The sequence below is a fragment of the Streptomyces sp. NPDC006743 genome, assembly GCF_040703815.1.
Classification (GTDB): domain Bacteria; phylum Actinomycetota; class Actinomycetes; order Streptomycetales; family Streptomycetaceae; genus Streptomyces.
The window spans coordinates 11765-34194 of sequence record NZ_JBEYJA010000059.1 but is presented as its reverse complement, the minus strand read 5'-3'; the positions used below and the strand labels follow the sequence as shown (position 1 = coordinate 34194).

Here is a 22430-nt window from a genome sequence, read left to right as displayed (position 1 = left end):
CCGGCCCCTCGCCCCGGGTGCCCCATCCCCGACAGGAGCACAACCCCCGTGACCTGGTTCAAAGTCGACGACACGGCGCACACGAACCCGAAGTTGCTCAAGGCCGGTAACGCCGCCCTCGGCCTGTGGGTCCGCGCGGGCGCGTACGCCGCCCAGCACCTCACCGAGGGCGTGATACCGGGTGTCGTCGCCCAGCTGTACGGCACGGCGCCCCAGGCCCGGAAGCTGGTCGCGTCCGGCCTGTGGCACGCCCACGGCCACAGCTGCGCCCGGTGCGAGCAGCCGCCCGCCGGCGACTACGTGATGCACGACTTCCTGACCTACAACCCGACCCGCGCCCGAGTCGAGGACGACCGCGCCGCCGCCGCCGAGCGCCAGAAACGCGCCCGCGAACGGGCCGCAGAACAGCGGAACCAGGAGCGTAATCCGCGCGATCCGTCGGCCAATCGTCCGCGAATCGACGACGATCCGTCGGGCGAAAATCGCGAACCGTCCGCGAATCAGATCGAGTTTCCCGACGACATCGCAGGTCAGGAGCACGGGTCACACCGTGACGGCGAAGAACCGTCACGGTCCCCCCGTCCCGACCCGTCCCGTCCCGCTGTACCTCCTACGGAGGTACAGCGAGCTAGCTACGCCTCGACCCCCGCCGTTCCGGTGAACGTCGTTCCGTTGCGTGACGCGCTCACCGCCGCCGGGATCGTCGTCGAGTGGTCCCTCGAAACGGCCGAGTGGTTCCGCCTTGAGGCAATCGTCGCGAGGACATCCGTCGCCGCCCTGGTCGAGCACGCCCGAGGGCAGTTCGGCCGCGCCCGCTCCCGCCCGCGCTCGGTCCGGTACTTCCTGCCCGGCTGGACCGCGCTCCCGCCCGTCCCCGACGGCGCCCCGACCTCGCCCGGCGCCGACGTGATCCCCCTCGATGCCGCCCGCCCCGGCCGTGTCGCCCGCGCCGCCGACATGTTCGCCGCCGCCCTCAACCCCCAGGAGAACGCCCGATGATGGTCGAAGAAGTGGCCGCGCTGCTCGCCTACGCCGTGCGCCTCGACCCCCGCCTCGCCCCCGCCGACCAGGCCGAGGCCGACGAACGCCTCGACCAGTGGTTCGACCTGCTCGCCGACGTACCGACGACGGCCCCGCACCCCGACGGCCGCGACTGGCACGCCGGTCACGTCGTCCGCCACCACATCGCGACCAGCCCGTACCGCATCCAGCCGAGCGACGTATCGCGCCCGTGGCACAGCTTCAAGGCCGACGTACTCGGCCGCCACACCGACCCCGTGCCGCCGGTCGATCCCGACGACCAGACCGCGTACCGCGCCGCCCTCGCCGACACCCGGACCGCCATAGCCACCGGGCAGGCCGCGCCGACGGTCTACCGCGAACTGACCGGCGGAAGCACCCGCGACGAACGGAACGAGTTCGCCGCCGCCCGCCTCGCCGCCCTCGGCGTCGAGTACATGCCGCGCGCCGTCGCCGACGCCCTCGCCGACTTCCGCAAGACGCGTGCCGAGCGCGAGCGCCGCGCCGCCGCCAACCTCCCGGACCCGCTCGACGTGACGTGCCCGTACGTGACGTGCCGCGCCCGCCCCGGCCAGCCGTGCCAGCAGGGCGGGAAGCGCCGCCGGGACCGCACCACGCCGCACCCGTCCCGCCTCGAACTCGCCACCGCCCAGCACTACGCCCCGAGGGAGCCGGCCGCATGAACCGGAACAAGAAGCACCCCGAGCGCGCCACGCACCGCCGCCGCGCCAAGGCGACCGACCGCACGAAGAACACGACCGGATTCCGGATCACCGGATCGTGGGACCAGCGGCCCGACCGGCCCGCCGTGAAGCCGACCAGCGACCGCAAGGCCGCCCGCCGCATCGCGCGCGACATGGCCGACCAGGGCGCGTACGTGATCGTCGAGGAACACCACGGGTACGGACGCTGGTCGACGTGGTTCGAGGTCGACGGGCCCGCCCGGCTCGCCGCCCGCCTCGCCGCCGAGACCGAGGCCCGCGACCGCACCGAGGCGCAGCGCCGCGCCGCCGAGCAGGCCGCCGCCGCCCGCCGTGCCGCCGCCGAGCAGTCCGAGCGCGACCTCGACGCCCTCGCCCGCATGATGGTGCGCCCGCCGGTCGCCCGCGAGCAGTGCGGACGGCGCGAGGCACGGCACGTGACCGGCGCGCAGCGATGATGCCCGACGCCGCCCTCGCCGCCATCCGGGCCGCCGTCGAGGTCGCCCACGGCAACGGCCTACAGGACGCCGAGGACGTGGCCGAGGCCGTCGCCGGCGAACTCACGGCCGTGGGGTGGACGCTCACCCTCGACGAGCCCGAGAGCGACGCCCCGGCCGCCGCGTAACCGCAGAACAGGGGGGCGTTTACCCATGACCGGCGCGCCCCCCTGTCTGCTAACTTTCTGTCCAGACAGATAGTCTGTCTGTCCCGCAAGGCCACTACATCCCGACGGAGGTACATCCATGGAACGGCCCACCCCGGCCGCCCGGTTCGCCGCCAAGGTGAACCCCGCGGGCCCCTGGTCACTCCGCCGGGACTGCCCCGGCCCCTGTCACCTGTGGGACGGCGCGCAGAACGAGAAGGGGTACGGCACCTTTTGGGTCGCCGGCCGCACCGTCAAGGCCCACCGCTACGCCTACGAGCAGCACCTCGGCCCGATACCCGCCGGCCTTGAGGTTGACCACCGGTGCCGCCGCCGCGAGTGCGTCGCCCCCGGCCACCTTGAGGCCGTCACCCACCGCGTGAACGTGCTCCGCTCGACGAACCATGTCGCGCAGCGAGCCGCGGTCACGCACTGCCCCGCCGGTCACGCCTACGACCAGCCGAACACGATCCGCGCGAAGGACGGAACGCGGAAGTGCCGGGCGTGCAAGAACGCCGCCGCCCGAGCCGCCCGCCGCCGCGCCCGCGAGGACCGCCTCGCCCCCGTCGCGCCCCTACACCCCCGCACAACCCGCACCCTCGAAAGGGCCGCATAACCATGAGTGGCGAGACCACGATCACGATGGTGGGCAACCTGGTTGCCGACCCCGAACTCAGGTTCACCCCCGGCGGCGCCGCCGTCGCCAACTTCCGCATGGCCAACACCCCTCGAAAGTTCAACCGCCAGACGAACGAGTGGGAAGACGGCGAGCCGCTGTTCCTCGGCGTGGCCGTGTGGCGCCAGCAGGCCGAGCACGTCGCCGAGTCCATCAAGCGCGGCGACCGCGTGATCGTCGTCGGCCGCCTTACCCAGCGCCAGTACGAAGCCACCGACGGCAGCAAGCGCAGCAGCTACGAGATTCAGGCCGAAGAGGTCGCGCCGTCGCTGCTCCGCGCAACCGCGGCTGTCACCAAGGCGACCGGCAACGGCCAGGGAGGCCAGCAGCCCGCCCAGCAGTCGTACGGACAGCAGTCCTACGGCCAGCAGCAGGGCGACCCGTGGGCGACCCAGGGAGGCACCGAGCCCCCGTTCTGATCAGGCCGCGTCCGGGCCGCGCGTCCGGACGCGGGCCCTCCCGCGCGCGTGAGAACCACCTCGACCCCCTCGGACCCGAGACAGGAGCACAACCCCATGACCCGCATTCCCGACGCCGTCGCGTTCGCCTCGCTCGACACTCACCGCCTGATCGTCACCGTGCCGAACGAGGGACCGGCCGACGTGGCGTGCAACCTCCCCCGCCCCGTGGCCGCCGACATCCTGCGACAGCTCGCCAACAGCCTTGAGAGCCCCGCCGGGGCGTGCGACACGGCGTACGCGACCGGCGCGCCGTGCCCCCTTCACGACGCCCCCGTACCGCGCCCCGCCGGTCTCGACGCCCTGCTCGCCGCCGTCGCCGACCAGCTGCCCGGCGACGACCCCGACCTCGCCGCCCTCGGCCTCGCCGCCATGGCCAAGCCCGAGGCGCAGCAGCCGGCGACGGATTGGGTCGCCGACGTACGGAGCGCCCTCGCGTTCAACGCCGAGGCCAGTCACCCCGTCGTGATCACGCTGCGCGACGTGCTGCTCGACGACGCCCGCCGGTCGCCCGAGCAGGCCCTCGCCGCCGCCCTGGTCCTGCTCGCCGCGCACACGCGCGAGCTGTCCGACCTCGCCCGGCGCGACGCCGACGAGTACCGCGACGAGCACGGGGTGAACCGCGGCACGCGCGGCCTGCTCACCGGCATGGACCACACGCGGAAGCTGCTCGACCGGCACGCGACCGGCCTCGACGCCCAGGTCACCGAGTGAGCGACACCGCGTGGGCGATCGTTCTCGCCCTGGTCGTCGCGTCCGGCGTGCCCCTCGGCCTGTGGGCATGCCGACGCGACCCCGGCCCGCTCCGCGACCGCACCGCAGACCGAGCCCTGTTGCGCCTCGCCAAGGGGGAAGGCCGATGCCCCCGCGGCTGCACCACATGCCGAGTGCTCACCGAACGCACCGAGGAGAACGACCAGTGACCACCACCGCCCCGCGCCGCCGGCGGCACTCTCGCACCAAGGGGCGCGACCACGAGCGCAGCGACCGGCGCGCCGGGCTCGACATCCTGCTCGCCCGCGCCGACCGTGGCACCCTCAGCCGCACCGAGGCCGCCCTGTTGCGCGAGTACGTCGCCGAGGAGCGGCGCACCGCCGACGAGTCCCGTAAGGCGAACGCCGGGTCGACGCGCGCCCTCGCCCGGCACCGCGAGGCCGCCGACGCCGCGATCGTCGAGGCCGAGCAGCGCGCCAAGCAGGCCGAGGAGATAGCGCGCGCCGCGCACGAGTGCAGCAACGAGGCCGAGCGCCACCGTGCCGCCGCCGACCGCGCCCTCGACCGCGTGCGCGACCTCGCCCACCGGATGCGCGCCGGTTCCCCCATGGGGGCCGCCGCCGTCTACGCCGAGCGCATCGAGCAGGCCCTCGACGGCGACCTCGCCGCCCTCGACGCCGGACAGACCGCCATGCACGCAGCGTTCGCCGAGGCCGCCGAATCGACGCGGGCATGCCTCGCCGAGCAGCAGCGCGACCACGACATCGCCCTCGCCACGGCCGAGCAGCGCATACGCCGTCTGGAGAGGGACGCGCGCGACAACGGGGCCGACGCCCGCGCCGAGTACGCGCGCGCCAAGTCCCTTGAGCAGCAGCTCGCCGCCGTCCGGGCCGCACTGCCCGAGGAGCCCCGGCCGCGCCTCGGCCTACCGACCGACCTCGCGTACGCCAACGGCCGCCACGACCTCGCCGAACGCGTGCGGCACGTCCTCGACCAGGCCCCCGCCTGACCGGCGACCCCGCCCTCGCCCCGCCGTACGCACCGAGCACAGGAGCAGCACCCATGACGACCCCCCTCGACCACACCGCGCCGCCGGTCGCCCGCCGCGCCGCCGTCGACCTCGCCGCCGTGCGCGAGCAGTGGGGCGACCTGCTCGCCGCCGTTGGCCGCCGACCGGCCGCCGAGTGGCCGCCGCGCGACTCCCGCGCGTACATCGACGGACACCTCGCCGAGCAGGCCGACACCGTCGAGGACGAGCAGCCGGCGGCGACCGTCGGCCGACTCCCCCTGCTGCTGCGCGAGCACCCGGCCCCGCTCAACCTCGACGCCCTCGACGCCGCGACCGAGGTCGAGCGCGAGCTGTTCGACCTCGCCGACGCCGTCGCCGAGTACGTGCAGCGCCCCATACGACCGGCGCGCGACAGCCGGGGCCGGTCCGTCACGGACCAGGCCGACGCCGCCGACCCGGCCCGATGGCACTACCAGGCGCAGACCTCGCCCGGCTCCCGCGCGTTCGGTCTGCACTGGGCCGCCGTGTGGCTTGAGGGCCGGGCCCTCGACGAACCGGCGGGCGACCTGTTCGAGCCGATGCCGGTCCGCCTGCTCGACCACGTTGCCGCGACCGCGAGCCGGGCCCGCCGGACCGTCGAGCGCGCCCTCGGCCGCGACGGCCGGTCGACGACCCTCGCCGAGCCGTGCCCGTGGTGCGCCGGGTGCCTGACCGGCCGGACCCGTCCGGGCGGCGAGCCGGTCGTCGTCTGCTCGACCGGCGCAGCGTGCACCGCGCCCGCCGACGGCCGCCGGTCCGGCGAGTGGCGGGGGGCGGACCTGGTCGCCCTGTGGGTCGCCCTCGCCGAGGCCCGGCAGCAGCCCGCCGCGTAGGGGCCGGGCCCAACGGGCCGGGGGTGCCGGGCAGTTGCTCGGCACCCCCTTTCGTGAACCGACTTCTGAATCGACTTGTGAAGTCAGTTCAGAAGTGGTTACAGTGCTCCCACAACAACACAACGGCGGCCCTCACCCGCCACACCGACCAAGGGAGCGACCCCCGATGAACGCCAGCAGCCGGACCCGATACCACGTCGGCATGAACGAGATCGGCCTCGACCCCGAGTACCGCATCGAGTGCCTGCCGGACCTCGACGGCGCCCGTGTGTGGCTTGAGGCCGACATCACGAACACGGCCGAGGACGCCGAGGACGACACCGAGTTCGACGCCCTGCTCGACAAGCTCGCCCAGCTGCCCGACGCCGAGATCGTCGGCGAGTGGACCTGTGACGCGTACGTGTTCTGGGTGCGCGCCGTCGAGGACTGCGCTTGCCCGTGCGACTGCGCCGAGACGGGCCGCGCCGACGAGTGCAACGGCACCCACAGCCGCGAGGCCGCGCCCGAGCCCGCCCTCGGCGAGCCCGACGAGCAGGGCCGTTCCGCCTTCCAGATGCACGGCACCGAGTACCGAGTCTTCAACACGGCGGGCAAGCCGCTTGACGGGTACTGGACCGTCGAGCGCGTCGCCGCCGACGGCTCGCAGCTGCCGAGCCGCGAGTACGTGTTCGTCGGCCAGCTGACCCGCGAGGGGGCGTTCGAGCGCGCCGTCGAGAAGCTGCGCCCGTATGGCGTGCTCACCTTCCTGCCGCAGCGTTACCGCGACGTGTGCATGTCGCAGGAAGACCAGGACATCACCGAGTACCCCGACCACGTGCAGCGTGACGGCTGGTACTGCGCGTGGTCGACCGCCGGATACGTCGTCGTGTTCGAGGACGGCACCGAGCGCGGCATCGTGTGGCCCGGACACCCCATCGAGGCGCACATCACGGGCAAGGACGGCCGCTGGATCGAGTTCGACGGCGAGTGGAAGTTCTGGGAGCAGGCCGCCGCCGCCGTCCGCGCCCACGTCATCGACAACCGCTGACCGACCACCGAAGGGGGCGCCCGCGCGGGCGCCCCCACCCCGAAGGGATACACGATGTCTGTCGAGTTCTTCCCCGTGGTCGTGACGGCGCTCCCCGCCGACGAGGATCACGCCCCCCTGCTGGTCGACCCCGCCGCCGCCCGCATCGTGCGCGCCGAGCAGGTCGTCGAGGGCGACACGGTCCTCGCGGCGTTCGTCGCGTACGGCGACCGCCTGCCCGTCGCCGACTACTTCAACGACCAGTACACCGCCCGCCCCAAGCCGTACGACCCGACGTGCGGGTGTGGGTCGTGCGCCACCATGGCCGACCACGAGGGGCCGATCGTCGACCTCGGCGACGACAACCCGTGGGCCGTGTGCGACCCGTGGGCCGCCGCCGACCTGGTCCTGATCGTCCCCGCCGCCTGACGCCGCCGAAGGGGCCCGCCCACCGAGGGCGGGCCCCGCCAAGGGAGACACCCCCAGTGGAGACCTACGCAGTGCGCGGCGCCGCCCTCAAGACCACGGGCCACTATCGCCGCCCCGGAACGCGAGAGCTGTTCTGCGGCCGACCGGCGGGCGGACGTAACGCGATCTTCGCCGCCGTGCGCGGGTGGCACCTGTGCAAGCGGTGCGTACGGGCCGAGGCCCGCGACCGCGCCGAGGCCGTCGCTGTCGCCGTCCAGTGGCGCACCGAGGCCCCGCAGCCCGAGCCGCGCCCCGCGCCCCTCACGGGCCCCGTGCGCCCCGTACAGCTCGCCCTCGACGGCCTGCCCCACAAGCCCGAACAGGTCGCCCTGTTCGCCGCCTGACCGCCTCGCCCGCCCTCGCCCGAGGGCGGGCCCGACCACCGACAGGAGCACCACCACATGAGCACCAACGACCCCGAGCCCGAGGCGTCCGTCGAGCAGCAGGCCGACGCGCTGCGCCACTACGCCGCCGAGCGCGGCATCGAGGCCCGGCCCGCGCCCGACGCCCGCGAACTGCTCGACCGGCTGCTCGACGGCCGCCCCCAGCTCGCCGCACTCGCGCTCAACTTGCTTACGGCCGCCGTCGAGTCCGGAGCGGTCGTCACCGACAGCCGTCCCCTGTCCTCGCTCGACATCGTGAGCACGCTCCGACGGGGCCGCCGGTCGCAGATGCTCGCCGACCGTGCCGCCATGATCGTGCGCGAGTTCCCCGAGGCTCTGTACCCCATGGCGCACGCCCTCGCGCAGCTCGCCGAGACCCGCAAGGCGGGCGAGAAGGCGATCGAGTCGACGCCGGTCATGATCCGGCGGGCCAAGGCCGAGGGCATGAAGCCCGCCGACATCGCGCGCCTGCTCAAGGTGTCCGACTCGCACGTGTACGCCGTGCTGCGCAAGGAGCCCGACGCGGAGACGACGGCGGTCGAGAAGTTCGTTACCGGCATGCTCGGCACGTTCGAGGAGCACGAGCGCGAGACCAGGGCCGCCCGTCGCCGGGCCGCCGAGGCGCACGGCGTCGAGCCGGACCCGGACGACGAAGACCAGTAAGAACCCACGCGGGCCCGCCGGCGCCTCACACGCCGAACGGGCCCGACTACCAACACGATGGGAGCGACCCCCACCATGGGCAACAACAACTCTACCGACCGTCGACCGGCCAAGAAGGCGGGCCCGCCCGCAGCCGGCGACCGGCCGTCGCTGCGTATCGACGACGAACTCGCCGCCGACCTCGCCGAGATCATGCGCGTGCACCCCACGTTCGCCGACGCCGTCCGACGGGCCGTCGGACAGCTCGCCACGCAGTACCGCACGGCGTGGGCGAACAACGTGTGCCCGTCGGACACCGCGCCGGTACTGCTCGCGTACCAGCTGACCAACCCGGCGACGCAGCGTCGGACACGGCCGGTCGCCCGACGGATGCCCCCGCCGCCGCCCGCCGAGCAGCTGCGCCCCGTGTTCGCCGAGACGCTGCTCGGCGGTACGCCGCCGCCCGCGCGTCCGGACGCGGAGCGCCCCGCGCGCACGTGATCGTTCCGGGTTGCGCCGTTATCGGTTCGTGACCTAAAGTCGGGACCGACCTCGGCGTGCCCGGAAACGGACGCCCCACCCGAACGCCCCGCCGCTACCCACCCCAGCGGCGGGGCGTTCGCATGTCCGGGTGAGGAGGTGGCCGCGCGTGGCTCGACCCATTGACGACGACGACCGCGAGCAGGTGCGCACCCTTCACGCCCAGGGCAAGGGCCGGAACTACATCGCGAAGGCGATCCGCCGGTCGCCCTCGACCGTGTCCAAGATCGCCGCCGGGTTCGAGCCCCCGCTCACCTTCGACCGCGCGGGCGAGGTCGCCGTCGCCACCGAGGTACGCCGGGCCGACCTCGCGTCGCGCCGGACCGCCCTCGCCCTCACCCTGCAATCCGACGCCGAGCAGCTGCGCGCGCAGCTGTGGGAGCCGTGCACCATCGGGGCGTTCGGCGGTAAGGACAACGTCTGGAACGACACCAGGCTCGACCGGCCCACCTTCCAGGACCAACGCGCCATCCTCGCGGCGACCGGCACGGCGATTGAGAAGTCGCTCAAGCTCGCGCCGGTCGAGGGCGGCGAGGGCGTCGAGCAGGTCAAGAGCATGTTGGGAGCCCTCGGCGACGCCTTGACGCGCGCAGCCGGCGACGACGACGCCGACGAGGACGGGGGCGCCGACGGGGGGTGAGCCGGTGCTCGACCTCGACAGCCTGCCCCTGTCCCGTAAGCAGCTGCGCAGCATCGGACAGGCCACCCGCCGTATCAACGTATGGCACGGCAGCGTTCGGAGCGGGAAGACCATCGCGAGCCTGCTCGCGTTCGTGATCGCCGTCGCCGGGGCGGGCCCGTCCGGCCTGATCATCATCTGTGGCCGGTCGCTCCAGACCATCGAACGGAACTGCCTCGAACCCCTACAGGACCGCGCGTTGTTCGGGCCCCTCGCCCGGCACATCGTGCACACCCGCGGGGCGACCACGGCGACGGTCCTCGGCCGCACCGTCCACCTGATCGGCGCCGCCGACGCCCGCGCCGAGGGCCGCCTACGTGGCCTTACCGCCCAGCTCGCGTACGTGGACGAGGGCACCCTCTTGCCCGAGGGCTTTTTCGTGCAGCTGCTCGCCCGCCTCTCCGTGCCAGGCGCGAGGCTCTACCTCACCACGAACCCGGACAGTCCGAGGCACTGGCTCAAGACCGGCTATCTCGACCGCGCCGCCGACCTCGACCTCGCGTCGTGGCACTTCAAGCTGTCCGACAACCCGTCGCTAAGCGCCGAGTACGTCGCGAGCCTCGCCGCCGAGTACGTCGGACTCTGGCGCCGCCGGATGATCGACGGCGCATGGGTCGTCGCCGAGGGCGCCATCTACGACATGTGGGACGAGGGCCGCCACGTCGTCACCCAGCTGCCGGACATCCGCCGGTACTGGTGCGGCATCGACTACGGCACTACGAACCCCACGAGCGCGATTCTGCTCGGCGAAGGTGTCGACGGCCGGCTGTACGCCGCCGCCGAGTGGCGGCACGACTCCCGCGCCACCCACCGCACCATGACCGACGCGCAGTACAGCGCCGCCATCCGGGCATGGCTCGACGGCCTCGGCATCGTCCCCGAGTGGACGTTCATCGACCCGAGCGCCGCCTCTTTCTCAACGCAGATGTGGCAGGACGGACACCCCGGCCTCGCCCGCGCCTCGAACGAGGTCGGCGACGGCATCCGCAGCGTGTCGAGCCTGCTCGCAGCCGACCGGCTGCTCGTACACGAGTCGTGCGAGGGACTACTCGACGAACTGCCCGGCTACAGCTGGAACCCCAAGGCCACCGAGCGCGGCGAGGACGCCCCGTTGAAGGTGGACGACCACAGCGCCGATGCACTGCGCTACGCCGTCCACTCGACGGCGCACGAGTGGCGGCACCTGCTCACAGCGCCCAGGAAGGCCGCCGCCCCATGATCGGATCGTTCACCCTGCCCGTACGTTTCTCCGTCGGCGAGCACACCGTCGAGGTAGGCGAACTCACCCTCGCCCCCGGCGAGCAGCTGCGCCCCGCCCTCGCCGCGATGTTCCGCGAGGCCGCCGACGCGATCGAGAACGGCACCGACGAAGGGGGCGACGATGGCACTCCCTGACCAGGGCGCAGCGTGGCCGCCCCCGGCGTGGGCCCCGCTGTACGACGCGATGCGCATCGACGACGCGTGGTACAGCGGCGACCGGCAGCGCCTCGCGCGGGTCTACACGAACCACAAGCGGCCGACCGAGCGCCGCCGGCTGTGGGGGCGGAAGTCGTTCGAGCACCGCCTCGACCGGCGCGACAACCGCCTACACATCCCCCTGCCCGGCGACATCGCGTCGACCTCGGCCGACCTGCTGTTCGCGGACATGCCGACGATCAAGGTCGAGGACACCACCACACAGGAACGCCTCGACGTGCTGCTCGATGAAGGGCGCGCGCATCAGGTGTTCCTCGGCGCGGCCGAGCAGGCCGCCGCCCTGTCCGGGGTGTTCCTCCGGGTGACGTGGGACCGCGACTTGACCGACCGGCCGCTGTTGACCGTCATGCAGCCCGACGGCGCGATCCCCGAATTCCGGTTCGGCATGCTGCGCGCCGTGTCGTTCTGGCGTGAGCTGGACGGCTCGACCTCGGCAACCGTATGGCGGCACTTCGAGCGGCACGAGTCTGGCCGGATCATCCACGCCCTGTACGAGGGGAGCAGCGACAACGTCGGCCGCCGGGTGCCGCTCACGGAGCACCCCGACACGGCCGACCTGGTCGGCTCGCTCGACACCGACGGCGAGGGCGACAGTATCGCGACCGGCATCCGGGACCTGACCGCCGCGTACATCCCCAACATGCTGCCCAACCGGCTGCACCGCGGTTCCCCGCTCGGCCGCTCCGACTACGGTGCGCCGATCTACGACATGTTCGACAGCCTCGACGAGGTGTGGACATCGTGGATGCGCGACATCCGGCTCGCCCGCGCGCGGCTCATCATCCCCGATGGCTACATGCGCAATGACGGGCCGGGGCGCGGAGCGTCGTTCGACGACGACCGCGAGGTCTGGCACTCACTGTCGATGCCGCCCAACGAGGGCGTGGGGATCACCCTCGCTCAGTTCGATATCCGGGTCGAGGAGCACCGCAGCAGCGCCGAGGCCATCATGCGACAGGCCGCCCAGGCCGCCGGGTACTCCCCGCAGAGTTTCGGGCTCGACGGCGAGGGGCAGCCGGTCACCGCGACCGAGGTCGACAGCCGCGACGCTCGGAGTATGGTCACCCGCCGCAAGAAGGCCGGGTACTGGCGACACGGCGTCGCCGACATGTGTCACGTGCTCTTGCAGCTCGACGTGAAGCTGTTCGGGAGCCGCATCACGCCCGCCCGCCCGCGCGTCGAGTTCGGCGACGGCGTCGCCGAGAGCGAGCAGTCGACCGCGACCACGCTCGACCTGCTCAACCGCGCCGGGGCCGTGTCGACCTCGACCAAGGTCAAGATCCTGCATCCCGATTGGGACGACACCGCAGTACGCGCCGAGGTCGACGCGATCCTCGCCGAGACCGGAGCAGCCGCGCCCGACCCCGTCGGGAACTTCCCCATGGCCGCGTGACCGACGGGGGGTGAGCCGTGCCGATCCATCCGGGCATGGTCGAAGACCTCGCCGCCGGTACGCGCGACCTGTACGCGGACGCCGAGGCGCGGCTGTTGGGCATCATCGCCCGGCAGCTCGCCGACGGCCTCGACGCGCCGGGGTGGGTCGAGCGGAAGCTCGCCGCCGTCCAGGCCGTACGCCGCGCCTCACAGGCCGTTGTCGACGAGTTGGGCAAGGCCGTTTCCCTCGACGTGTTCGACGCCGTCGCCGACGCGTACAACACGGGGCACCGCGCGGCCGTCGCCGAGTTGGGCGCCCTGTCCGACAATGCCCGCCGCCTGGTCGACGACGTGACCCCGAACGCTCAGGCCGTCGACCGGCTCGCACAGGAAACGGTCGACCTGCTCACCGAGCGGCACCGCTCGATTCTGCGGACCGTCGAGGACGGGTACCGCGGCGTCGTCGCCGAGGTCACCGCCACGCCGCTACTGGGCACCGGCACCCGCAGGCAGGCGACACAGGACGCCATGCGCAGGTTCGCCGACCAGGGCATCACGTCATTTCGCGACCGCTCCGGCCGCCGTTGGCAGCTCACCTCTTACGCGGAAATGGCCGTCCGGACATCCGTCGGCCGCGCCGCGACCGAGGCGCACACGCGCACCCTCACCGAGCACGGCGTCGACCTGGTCATCGTGTCCAACGCACCGCGCGAGTGCCCGCTCTGCCGGGACTGGGAAGGCCGGGTACTGGCCGTGAGCGGGCCCGACGGCGAGCACACGGTCGAGGTCGAGCACGCCGTCGAGGACGGCCGAATGATCCGCGTGCGGGTCGCCGGGTCGCTCGACCAGGCGCGCCGGGCAGGGCTGCAACACCCGAACTGTAGGCACTCCGTGTCGGCATACACCCCGGGTCTGACAGTGGCCGAGCAGGCCAGTAGCGACCCCGCCGGGTACGAAGCGGGACAGAGACAGCGGGCGATCGAGCGGAACATCAGGAAGTGGAAGAACCGCGAGGCCGCCGCCGTCACGCCCGAGGCGCAGCGCGCCGCCCGCGCGAAAACCCGCCAGTGGCAAGGGGCCATGCGCGACCACCTCGCCGCCCACCCCGACTTGCGCCGGCTGCGGCACCGCGAGCAGCCGGGCGCCTCGAACCTCCCCGAGCGGCGCACCGAAGCGACCCCGCAGCAGGTCGACGCCGCGCGCGTCTGGTCGGGCGACGACCGGTCGGTACGGGAGATGAGCGACGACCAGCTCGCCGCCGCCGAGGGTTCGCGCCTGCTCGACGACCGCGCCCGCGCCCGGATCGCCGCCGAGGCCGACCGGCGCGACCTCGACGACCTGCTCGGCCGCGTACGGCCCGGCGGGCGCCTCGCTGACGACCTGCTCGCGTTCAGCGACAGCGACCTCGCGCGGGCGTATCCCCACCTCGACGACGGCGACACGCTGCGCGTCATGGCGGAGATGAACCGGCGCGACCTCGCCAGTCGGCTACCGGGCGTGCGCTCCGACCTGGTCGGCCTGTCCGACCACGACCTCGCCGCACGCGCGCGTCTCGCCCAGGGCGACGACCTCGCCGCCCTCGCCGCCGAGGCCGACCGGCGCGACCTGCTCGGCCGGTACTTCCCCGGCGGGAACCTCGCCGCGGACCTCGCGGACGTGGGCGACGACGCCCTCGCCTGGTGCATGCAGTACGCCGACAGCGAGGAACTGCTCAGGATCGCGGCCGAGATGGACCGCCGCGACGCCGTCGCCCTACCGCCCCCGGCCGTCACCGGGAACGCGGTCGACGACCTGCTCGCCGACGGCGACGCCCTCGCCGAAGTGATGGACCCCGCGCCGCCCCCGGACACGTGGGGGGCGCACGCCGAGGACGGCGAGGACGGGTTCTGGGCAGGCATCAGGGAGGCCGCCGAGAAGCTGTACGGCAAGGTCGCGGAAGTCGACGACGAGCGGCACCTCATTACCCGCCGCGAGGCCCGGCAGCTGTACGACGAGTACGTGTACCGGCAGTACCTCGCCGCCGAGGACGCCTGTAACGGCTACCTGCTCAACAAGAAGGCAGCCGCGGCGGGAATCAACCCGGCATCCTTGTTCAGCGGGCCCGCGCGCATCGCGTACGCCCGCGCCTCGGATGAACTCAAGGAGTGGTGGGCCGCCCATGGCCGGCTGACTCAAGCCGAGTTCGTCGAGCAGGTCACCGGCCGCGAACAGCGCTGGGCGTCCGGGGCCCGCAAGAACGAGACGGACCACCAGAACAAGCGGTGAAGGGGGACGCGTGGGCACACGCGAGGACATCACGCGGGCAGTCATCCAGGGAGCCGAGGCCGGGCGCCGAGGCGACGACGTGAGGACGTGCCCGCATCCGTCCGATTCCCTGCTACGCACCGCGTGGATCAAGGGTTACGCCCGCGCTCGGCCGGTGGCCGACAACGAGTAGCCCGAGCAGTACCGACACCCCCGAGGGGCCCGCCAGGAGCGGGCCCCTTTTGCATGCCCGAACGCGCCCGCCAGGAGCGGGCCCGACGCACCAGGAGTGCACCCCATGAACACGCGCACCCTCGCCCGCCGCCGCCTCGACGGCGCCGGTTGGGCCCACCCCTACGCGGTGAACCCGTTCTCTCCGGTCCTGTACGCCGACGGCGGGCAGGGCACCGGCGAGGGCGGCGACGGCGGGCAGGGCACCGGCCAGCAGGGCGACCCGAACGGCCAGCCGGGCGGGCAGGACCCGACCCAGCAGAAGACCGCCGAGCCGCCCCAGCAGCCGACCGAGGGTGACGAAAAGACCCTTCCCGCATGGGCACAGAAGGCACTCAGCGACGCGCGCGCCGAGGCCGGTAAGGGCCGGATCACGGCGAAGCAGAAGGCCGCCGACGAGGCCCGGACCGAGATCGCGCAGCAGATCGGGAAGGCCCTCGGCCTGGTCCAGGACGACGGCCCGCCGGACCCGGCGAAGCTGACCGAGCAGGTTGCCGACCTGTCCGGGCAGCTGCGCGCCGCCCGCTCCGAACTCGCCGCGTACCGCGCCGCCGGGGCCGAGGGCGCCAACGCCTCGCGCCTGCTCAACTCCCGCTCCTTCGTGGACAAGCTCGCCGCCCTCGACCCCACGGCCGACGGATTCGCCGAGCAGCTGAAGAAGGCGATCACGGACGAGGTCGCCACCGACCCCGACCTGTACCGCGCCGCGCCCGCCGGGCCCCCGCGCGGCGGCGCCGAGTTCCAGGGCGCACCGACCGGCGACCGGAAGCCCGCCACCCTCACCGACGCAATCGCCGCCCGTCTGGGCGGCTGACACCCCAGGAGTAACCGCACATGGCCGTGACCCTCGCTCAGGCGAAGCTCAACACACAGGATGACATCGACCTGATGGTCATCGACGAATTCCGCAAGTCGTCGTGGCTGCTCGACAACCTGACGTTCGACGACGTGGTCAACCCGGCGGGGGGCGGGGCGACGCTCACGTACGGATACACCCGGCTGATCACGCAGCCCACCGCCGCGTTCCGCGCGATCAACAGCGAGTACGAGAAGACCGAGGTCACGCGCCAGCGGTACACCACGGATCTCAAGGTTCTGGGCGGCGCGTTCCAGATCGACCGCGTCCTCGCCAACATGGGCCCGGCCGCGTCCGGTGAGGTCAGCCTCCAGATGTCGCAGAAGATCAAGGCGGCGAACGCCACGTTTTCCGACGCCGTGATCAACGGCGATTCGGCGGTCGACGCCGACAGCTTCGACGGCCTCGACAAGGCCCTCGCCGGGTCGAGCACCGAACTGCCCGTCGGCACCACGACCGGCTACGACTGGTCGGCCGTCAACTCCCAGGTGACCGGCATTGCCGCGCTCAAGCACCTGCGCCGGCTGTACGCCAAGCTGGACGGCGCCCCGACCGCGCTCCTGATGAACGCCGATGCCCTCGCGGCGCTGGAGACCATCGGCGACTTTGTGTCGCAGCTGGGCACCCTCGACGCGTTCGGCCGCACGATCACCACGTGGCGCGGCGTGCCGCTGGTCGACCTCGGCGCGAAGGCGGGCAGCAACGACCCCGTGATCCCGACCGACGCCGAGGCGGGCACCACGGACATCTACGCCGTACGCCTCGGCCTCGACGGTTTCCACGGCATCAGCACCACGGGCGGCGCCCTGGTCCGTCAGTGGCTCCCCGACTTCAACAGCGCGGGCGCCGTCAAGACTGGCGAGGTCGAGATGGGGCCCGTGGGCGTCGCGCTCAAGGCGACCAAGGCCGCCGCCGTTCTGCGCGGCGTCAAGGTGGCGTGATCATGGCGACCCTTCACAGCCCCGTTGAGGGGTTCACAGGCGACGGCCCGGCCGGTCTCCGGTTCCGCAACGGCAAGGCCACCACGGACGACCCGGCGGTCATCGCGTACGCGCGCCGCCGGGGGTACGGCGTCGACAAGACGGCGCCGATCCAGCCCCCGCCGGTCGCGCTGGTCGACCCGCGCGAGGTCGAGGTCGAGAAGGTCGGTACCGCGCTGCGCGATGCGGCGGTCGACCCGCGTCCGGGCGACACGGGCGCGCCGTCCGGAGCCGGCGAGGCCAACCCGCACGGGCCCGAGTCCGTCGCCCCAGGCATCGCGGCCGAGCCGGTCGAGGCACCCAAGCGCAAGCGTCCCGTACCGCGCCGGAAGGCCGAGCAGGATACGACCGACGGGGGGTGAACCGGTGGGCCGCGTCTACGCCACCCCCGAGCAACTGGCCGCCTGGACCGGCACACCGGCCCCACCGGGCGCCGAGCGCTTGCTCGCGCGGGCGTCCGAGGACATCGACGACGCCCTACTCACCAGCGTTTATGCGGTCGACGCCGCCGGTCTGCCGACCGATCCGGCCGTCGTGGCCGTCCTCGCCGACGCCGTGTGCAGCCAGGTTGAGTACCAGCTCGCCACGGGCGACGACGGCACAGGAGCCGGCGGGAAGTGGGGAAGCGTCTCCATCGGCCCTGTCTCGCTCGGCGACCGGCGCGACGGGGCCCAGGCAGCCGGCGACGTGGACCTCGCCCCCCGCGCGCACCGCGCCCTGACGCGCGCCGGACTGCTGCCGGGGGTGATCTGGTGAACGTCCCCCGCTACCTGCTGCGCCACCGGATCACCGTCGAGCCCTACCTCGGCGACAGCGCGTACGGACCGCAGTACGGGCCGCCGGTCGAGGACGTGCCCGCCCTGGTCTCGGCCACCGTCCGGCAGGTCCGCCGGGCCACCGACGGCCGCGAGGTCGTCAGCACCACGCAGGTGATTGCCGAGCCCGGCCTCGACAGCCCGCCCGGCTCCCGGATCACGCTCCCCGACGGCCGGACCACCACGGCGATCACGACCGCCGAGCACACCGCGCCGGGGCTCCCCGTTCCCGCGTGCACGGAGGTGAGTTGCGAGTGACCGCACGTGCCCGCCTCACGTGGAACGGGGCCGCCGCACTGCGCGGCACCCGCGCCGGGGCCGTGCGAGGTCTGCGCCTCGCCGCCGAGCACGTCCTCGAACGCTCCCGCCGCCGGGTGCCGATCGAAGAGGCCACCCTCGAACGGAGCGGCGTCGCCTCGGTCGACGAGAGCGCGCTCACCGCGGGCGTGTCCTACGACACCCCGTACGCCGTGAGGCAACACGAGAACCTGCACTACCGGCACGACGGGGGCCGGACCGCGAAGTACCTCGAAGGTCCCCTCACGGAGGAAGCCGGCGCCGTCGCCGACATCATCGCCGCCCAGGTGCGGAGGTCGCTCCGTGGCTGACCTGCTCGACGCCCTCGCCCGCTACCTCGACGGCCTCGGCCTGGTCGCCTACGACCCCACCGGCCGCGCGGGCGACCTGTTCATCGAGGCGATGCCGCCCGCGCCCGACGCCGCCGTGTCGCTCGCCCTGTACGACGGGCCCGCGCCCGAGGCGCGCGACGACGCCGAACAGCGGCGCCTACAGGTCCGCGTACGGGGCGGTCCCGACCCCCGCCTGTCCCGCGCCCGGTGCGAGTCCCTGTACCGCGCCGTACACGGCCTCGCAGGCGTGGAACTGCCCGGCGGCCTGTGGCTCACCCTCGCCGCCGCGCGCGGCACTCCCGCCCCGCTGGGGCCCGATTCCACCGGCCGACACGAGCACGTCGTCAATTTTGACCTTGACGTGTCCGGCCCCGCACCCACGTAAGGAGAACCACCCGATGGCAGGCAACTCGCGCCCCATCGACGCCCGCGGCTGGATATTCGAGGTCGAGGACGCCGAGGCCGGTTCGGAAACATGGCTCCCGATCGCCGGTATCAACACGTTCACGCACAATCCGGGCGAGAACGAAGAGACGACCGAGACGACCGTTTTCGAGTCCGAGGGCATGTTTGAACAGGACGTCATGCAGCGGGGCGCGTCCCTCTCGATCGAGGGTCAGTACCGCATCGACAAGACCACCAAGGCCCAGGACCCCGGACAGGCGTACATCGACACCGTGTGGACGAACCGCCTCGGATTCGAGTCGCGCGGGCGCGTCCGGTGGCGCCACGAGTCACAGACTCAGTGGGTCGTGTGGGAGTCCACCGTCACACCCGGCGAGCAGGGCGGAGGCAACAACGACAAGACGAGTTGGTCGGCGACCCTCACGCGATGCGGGACGCCGACCACCGCCGCGGTGGTGAGCCCGTGACCGACCTCGACCTCGCCCTCGACCAGGACGACGAGCAGCACCTCGACGCCGCCGGTCTGGCCGACTTTGACGCGTTCTTCGCCGAGGAGTCCGCCACCCGGCCGCGCGAGCGGCTGACCCTGTTCGGGAGCACGTACACCCTGCCCGAGTCCCTGCCCCTGATGTTCACACTCCAGATGGAGCGCGTGCAGGAGTCGAGCGACCCCAACGACGTGCGGCGGATGCTCGCCACCCTGTACGGGGCCGATGTCCTCGATACGTGGGCCGAGCACGGCCTGACCGACCGGCAACTCGGCGTCGTGCTCATCTACTCGGCCGCCAACATCCGCAAGCCGGGCAGCTGCACCATGGCGCGCGCCGCCGAACTGTACGAGCAGCAGGAAGCGGGAAAAGCCGCCGCGCCGAACAGGGCGGCGCGCCGGACGACCGCGAAGAAGAAGGGGAAGAAGGGGCGGAGTTCTGGCGCGCGGTCCTGATCAACTGGACCGCCGTCGAGGCCGACCTCGCCCGCGAGTACGGCCTCGCCGCCCGTGACCTCGCCGCCCTGTCCACCCGCCGGTTCCTGGCCTTGATCTCTGGCCTGTCCGGCGAGGCACGGTTCGCCCGCGCCTGGTCGCGTACCCCCCGCAAGGTGACCGACCCCGCAGAGATCGCAGCTATCACCGGCATTCCCGCCGCGTAACCGCACCACCGGCACCGCGCCGGATGACCCCCGACAGGAGGTGATCCGGCGTGTCCCTGACCGTCGGCGAACTCCTCGCCACGATCGTTGTCGACGACGGCCCCGCCGCCGCGGGCATGCAGCGCGCCGAGGCCGGTATGCGCCGGACCGGTGACACCATGGTCGCCGACGCCAACCGCGCCGGTCAGCAGGCCGGGGACGCACTCGGCGACGGCATGGCCGACGGCGCCGACAGCGCCGCCGATCAGGGATCGAGCGCCCTCGCGGCGTTCGGGTGGGCCGCCGTCGGCGCGACGATCGGCGCGGCCCTCATGGCCGGAGTCGGCCAGGCCCTCGAACAGGGCAAGGTGCAGGGCAAGCTACAGGCCCAACTCGGCACCACGGGGCCCGTCGCGGCGAAGTACGGCAAGGTCGCCGGCGACCTGTACGCGGGCGCGATCGTCGACTCGGTCGAGGACGGCGCCGAGGTCATCAAGGGCATTGCTCAAAACGGGCTGCTGCCGCCCGAGGCGACACAGGCCCAGATACAGACCATGTCCAAGCGGGTCGCGGACACCGCGGCCGTGATGGGCGAGGACGTGGGGAAGGTGTCCCGCGCCGTCGGGACCATGCTCAAGACCGGCATCGCGTCGTCTGCGGATGAGGCGATGGACGTTCTCGTCAAGGGAACACAGAAGGGCGTCAATTCCGCCGAGGATTTGCTCGACACCTTCAGCGAATATCCGACGCAATTCCGCGACCTCGGCCTCGACGCGCAAACCGCGATGGGCCTTATGCAACAGGGGTTGCAGGGCGGCGCGCGCGACGCGGACACAGTCGCGGACGCGTTGAAAGAATTCGCGATCCGCAGTAAGGACATGTCTGCGGGAAGCGTCGAGGCTTTCAAGGATATTGGCCTTAACGCTGATGTAATGGCTAAGACGTTCACCAAGGGTGGACCCGAGGCCAGTAAGGCACTCGGCGACGTTCTCCAGCGAATCAAGGCTATTGAGGACCCGGCCAAGCGAAATGCGACCGCTGTCGCACTCTTCGGCACTAAGGCCGAGGATTTGCAAGGTGCGTTGTTCAAGCTCGATCCCTCCACCGCAGTAAAGGGACTCGGCGACGTCAAGGGCGCGACCGACAAAGCCGGAAACGCGATGCGGGACAACGCCGCAACGAAGTTCGAGATGTTCAAGCGCGGCGCCATGCAAGGGCTTGTCGGCGTGATGGGCGACTACGTCGTACCCGCCCTGATGACCGGCTACGACTACGCCCTCAAATTCGGCAAGGGCGTTGCCGCAGCAGCCGGGTTCGTCGATGACCACTCGACGGCGTTCACGGTCGCCGCCGGTCTCATCATGACCTTTCTGCTCCCGACGCTGATCGCCCTTGCCGCACAGGCGTGGGCCACGTCGACAGCGGTCGTCGCCGGCTGGATCGCCCAGGGTGCCGCCGGGGCGGGTGCGGTCGGCGCGTTCCTCGCCGCCAACGCGACGATGCTCGCTGGGTGGATCGCCCAGGGAGCGGGGGCCGTCGCCGCCGCCGCCCGCGTGGTGGGGGCGTGGGTCCTCATGGGCGCACAGTCGATGATTCAGGCCGCCCGGATGGCTGCGGCGTGGGTTATCTCGATGGGCCCCGTCGGGCTCATCATCGCGGCCGTGGTCGCCCTGGTCGCGCTCATCGTCGCCAACTGGGACACCATCGTGAGCGCCACGAGCGCCGCATGGGATTGGATCTGGAACAAGATCAAGTCCGTGGGTCAGTTCCTCCTCGACCTGTTCCTGAATTTCACGCTTGTTGGAATCATCATCAAGCATTGGGATTCCATCAAGTCGGGAACCGTTCGGGTCTGGAACGGAATTGTGGATTGGGTCAAGGGCCTGCCGCAAAAGCTGATCAACTTCTTTCTTAACTGGACCTTGCCCGGCCTGATCATCAAGCATTGGCAGTCCATCAAGGATGGAAGCGTTCGCAAGGCGACGGAACTCGTCAACTGGGTGCGCGGCTTGCCCGGCAGAATCGTTTCCGCTGTCGGCAGCCTCAAGGATCTGTTGTCGGACAAGGGACGCGACTTGATTCGCGGCCTCTACAACGGCGTTCGCTCGATGGGCAGTTGGCTGAAAAGCCAGCTGATTTCCTTTGCGAAAAACATGATCCCTGGACCGATCGCAAAGGCTCTGGGAATTCACTCGCCGTCGCGCGTCATGGCAAAGCAGGTCGGCCGGTGGATTCCCGCCGGTCTGGTCAAGGGAATCCAGAGCGGCGCGGGCGCGGTCGCCCGCACCATGCAAAACCTGGTCGAGCCGCCCGCCGTGCCCGCCCTCGCGGGCGCGGTCGTGCCCGGCTACGGCTCGCCGTTCGCCGCCGCGCCGGCCTCCGGCCCGACCGTGCACGTCGAGCACTGGCACGCCGCTGAGAACGGCAGCCCGGACGACAACGCACGCGCGCTCAACTGGCTTGCCAAGGCGAGGGGGTGAC

General features: G+C 72.2%; 31 protein-coding genes. All 31 read left to right on the top strand.

Annotated elements, in window-relative coordinates; genetic code table 11:
* The first annotated feature begins 48 nt into the window (after positions 1-48).
* The 31 genes from ABZ719_RS32355 (at position 49) to ABZ719_RS32205 (ending at position 22429) form a co-directional block, all read left to right on the top strand.
* Positions 49-999 (top strand): mucin-2, encoded by a 951-nt coding sequence (locus tag ABZ719_RS32355; RefSeq protein ID WP_366728719.1) that lies wholly within the window; start codon positions 49-51, stop codon positions 997-999.
* A complete protein-coding gene (locus tag ABZ719_RS32350; protein WP_366728718.1) occupies positions 996-1703 on the top strand; it encodes a cell surface glycoprotein in 708 nt (235 codons plus the stop codon). Before ABZ719_RS32355 ends, ABZ719_RS32350 begins: the two co-directional genes overlap by 4 nt.
* Entirely contained in the window at positions 1700-2179 is a 480-nt protein-coding gene (locus ABZ719_RS32345; RefSeq protein ID WP_366728717.1) for a hypothetical protein, read from the top strand. Before ABZ719_RS32350 ends, ABZ719_RS32345 begins: the two co-directional genes overlap by 4 nt.
* Complete coding sequence (locus tag ABZ719_RS32340) at positions 2176-2346, top strand: hypothetical protein (protein ID WP_366728716.1); 171 nt, start codon at positions 2176-2178, stop codon at positions 2344-2346. The genes ABZ719_RS32345 and ABZ719_RS32340 overlap by 4 nt, the downstream gene beginning before the upstream one ends.
* A gap of 118 nt (positions 2347-2464) precedes the next feature.
* Positions 2465-2980 (top strand): HNH endonuclease signature motif containing protein, encoded by a 516-nt coding sequence (locus ABZ719_RS32335; RefSeq protein WP_366728715.1) that lies wholly within the window; start codon positions 2465-2467, stop codon positions 2978-2980.
* Between the two features lie 2 nt (positions 2981-2982).
* A complete protein-coding gene (locus ABZ719_RS32330) occupies positions 2983-3459 on the top strand; it encodes a single-stranded DNA-binding protein (protein ID WP_366728714.1) in 477 nt (158 codons plus the stop codon).
* 96 nt (positions 3460-3555) lie between these two features.
* Positions 3556-4212: a hypothetical protein gene (locus ABZ719_RS32325; protein ID WP_366728713.1), complete on the top strand. Its 657-nt coding sequence runs from the start codon at positions 3556-3558 to the stop codon at positions 4210-4212.
* Positions 4209-4421 carry a hypothetical protein gene (locus tag ABZ719_RS32320; protein ID WP_366728712.1) on the top strand — a complete coding sequence of 71 codons (213 nt, stop codon included), beginning with the start codon at positions 4209-4211 and terminating at the stop codon, positions 4419-4421. The genes ABZ719_RS32325 and ABZ719_RS32320 overlap by 4 nt, the downstream gene beginning before the upstream one ends.
* Entirely contained in the window at positions 4418-5221 is an 804-nt protein-coding gene (locus ABZ719_RS32315) for a hypothetical protein (protein ID WP_366728711.1), read from the top strand. The genes ABZ719_RS32320 and ABZ719_RS32315 overlap by 4 nt, the downstream gene beginning before the upstream one ends.
* Positions 5222-5274: 53 nt before the next feature.
* Positions 5275-6093 (top strand): hypothetical protein, encoded by an 819-nt coding sequence (locus tag ABZ719_RS32310; protein ID WP_366728710.1) that lies wholly within the window; start codon positions 5275-5277, stop codon positions 6091-6093.
* Positions 6094-6259: 166 nt separating this feature from the next.
* Positions 6260-7120, top strand: a complete 861-nt coding sequence (locus ABZ719_RS32305; protein WP_366728709.1) for a hypothetical protein — start codon at positions 6260-6262, stop codon at positions 7118-7120.
* Between the two features lie 54 nt (positions 7121-7174).
* Positions 7175-7528, top strand: coding sequence for a hypothetical protein (locus ABZ719_RS32300; protein WP_366728708.1), 354 nt, complete (start codon positions 7175-7177; stop codon positions 7526-7528).
* A 56-nt stretch (positions 7529-7584) separates the two neighbouring features.
* The gene (locus ABZ719_RS32295; RefSeq protein ID WP_366728707.1) at positions 7585-7911 is read left to right on the top strand and encodes a hypothetical protein; all 327 of its coding nucleotides are present in this window, start codon (positions 7585-7587) and stop codon (positions 7909-7911) included.
* Between the two features lie 57 nt (positions 7912-7968).
* On the top strand, positions 7969-8613 hold the full coding sequence (locus ABZ719_RS32290; RefSeq protein ID WP_366728706.1) for a hypothetical protein: 645 nt from the start codon (positions 7969-7971) through the stop codon (positions 8611-8613).
* A 57-nt stretch (positions 8614-8670) separates the two neighbouring features.
* On the top strand, positions 8671-9093 hold the full coding sequence (locus ABZ719_RS32285) for a hypothetical protein (RefSeq protein WP_366728705.1): 423 nt from the start codon (positions 8671-8673) through the stop codon (positions 9091-9093).
* A 148-nt stretch (positions 9094-9241) separates the two neighbouring features.
* The gene (locus tag ABZ719_RS32280; protein WP_366728703.1) at positions 9242-9772 is read left to right on the top strand and encodes a helix-turn-helix domain-containing protein; all 531 of its coding nucleotides are present in this window, start codon (positions 9242-9244) and stop codon (positions 9770-9772) included.
* A gap of 4 nt (positions 9773-9776) precedes the next feature.
* Positions 9777-11030 (top strand): terminase family protein, encoded by a 1254-nt coding sequence (locus ABZ719_RS32275; protein WP_366728702.1) that lies wholly within the window; start codon positions 9777-9779, stop codon positions 11028-11030.
* Positions 11027-11206 carry a hypothetical protein gene (locus ABZ719_RS32270; RefSeq protein ID WP_366728701.1) on the top strand — a complete coding sequence of 60 codons (180 nt, stop codon included), beginning with the start codon at positions 11027-11029 and terminating at the stop codon, positions 11204-11206. Before ABZ719_RS32275 ends, ABZ719_RS32270 begins: the two co-directional genes overlap by 4 nt.
* Positions 11207-11255: 49 nt before the next feature.
* On the top strand, positions 11256-12680 hold the full coding sequence (locus tag ABZ719_RS32265) for a phage portal protein (protein ID WP_366728700.1): 1425 nt from the start codon (positions 11256-11258) through the stop codon (positions 12678-12680).
* A gap of 17 nt (positions 12681-12697) precedes the next feature.
* Entirely contained in the window at positions 12698-14926 is a 2229-nt protein-coding gene (locus ABZ719_RS32260) for a phage minor capsid protein (protein ID WP_366728699.1), read from the top strand.
* Between the two features lie 10 nt (positions 14927-14936).
* On the top strand, positions 14937-15098 hold the full coding sequence (locus ABZ719_RS32255) for an Rmf/CrpP fold protein (RefSeq protein WP_366728698.1): 162 nt from the start codon (positions 14937-14939) through the stop codon (positions 15096-15098).
* 105 nt (positions 15099-15203) lie between these two features.
* Positions 15204-15950: a hypothetical protein gene (locus ABZ719_RS32250; protein WP_366728697.1), complete on the top strand. Its 747-nt coding sequence runs from the start codon at positions 15204-15206 to the stop codon at positions 15948-15950.
* Positions 15951-15970: 20 nt separating this feature from the next.
* A complete protein-coding gene (locus ABZ719_RS32245; protein ID WP_366728696.1) occupies positions 15971-16933 on the top strand; it encodes a major capsid protein in 963 nt (320 codons plus the stop codon).
* 2 nt (positions 16934-16935) lie between these two features.
* Positions 16936-17334, top strand: a complete 399-nt coding sequence (locus tag ABZ719_RS32240; RefSeq protein ID WP_366728695.1) for a hypothetical protein — start codon at positions 16936-16938, stop codon at positions 17332-17334.
* A gap of 4 nt (positions 17335-17338) precedes the next feature.
* The gene (locus tag ABZ719_RS32235; RefSeq protein WP_366728694.1) at positions 17339-17728 is read left to right on the top strand and encodes a hypothetical protein; all 390 of its coding nucleotides are present in this window, start codon (positions 17339-17341) and stop codon (positions 17726-17728) included.
* Positions 17725-18045 (top strand): hypothetical protein, encoded by a 321-nt coding sequence (locus tag ABZ719_RS32230; RefSeq protein ID WP_366728693.1) that lies wholly within the window; start codon positions 17725-17727, stop codon positions 18043-18045. Before ABZ719_RS32235 ends, ABZ719_RS32230 begins: the two co-directional genes overlap by 4 nt.
* Complete coding sequence (locus tag ABZ719_RS32225; protein WP_366728692.1) at positions 18042-18395, top strand: hypothetical protein; 354 nt, start codon at positions 18042-18044, stop codon at positions 18393-18395. Before ABZ719_RS32230 ends, ABZ719_RS32225 begins: the two co-directional genes overlap by 4 nt.
* Positions 18388-18801, top strand: a complete 414-nt coding sequence (locus ABZ719_RS32220; protein ID WP_366728691.1) for a minor capsid protein — start codon at positions 18388-18390, stop codon at positions 18799-18801. The genes ABZ719_RS32225 and ABZ719_RS32220 overlap by 8 nt, the downstream gene beginning before the upstream one ends.
* 13 nt (positions 18802-18814) lie before the next feature.
* Positions 18815-19288: a hypothetical protein gene (locus tag ABZ719_RS32215; protein ID WP_366728690.1), complete on the top strand. Its 474-nt coding sequence runs from the start codon at positions 18815-18817 to the stop codon at positions 19286-19288.
* Entirely contained in the window at positions 19285-19764 is a 480-nt protein-coding gene (locus ABZ719_RS32210; protein ID WP_366728689.1) for a hypothetical protein, read from the top strand. Before ABZ719_RS32215 ends, ABZ719_RS32210 begins: the two co-directional genes overlap by 4 nt.
* A gap of 256 nt (positions 19765-20020) precedes the next feature.
* Positions 20021-22429: a phage tail tape measure protein gene (locus ABZ719_RS32205; RefSeq protein ID WP_366728688.1), complete on the top strand. Its 2409-nt coding sequence runs from the start codon at positions 20021-20023 to the stop codon at positions 22427-22429.
* The last annotated feature ends 1 nt before the right edge of the window (position 22430 follow it).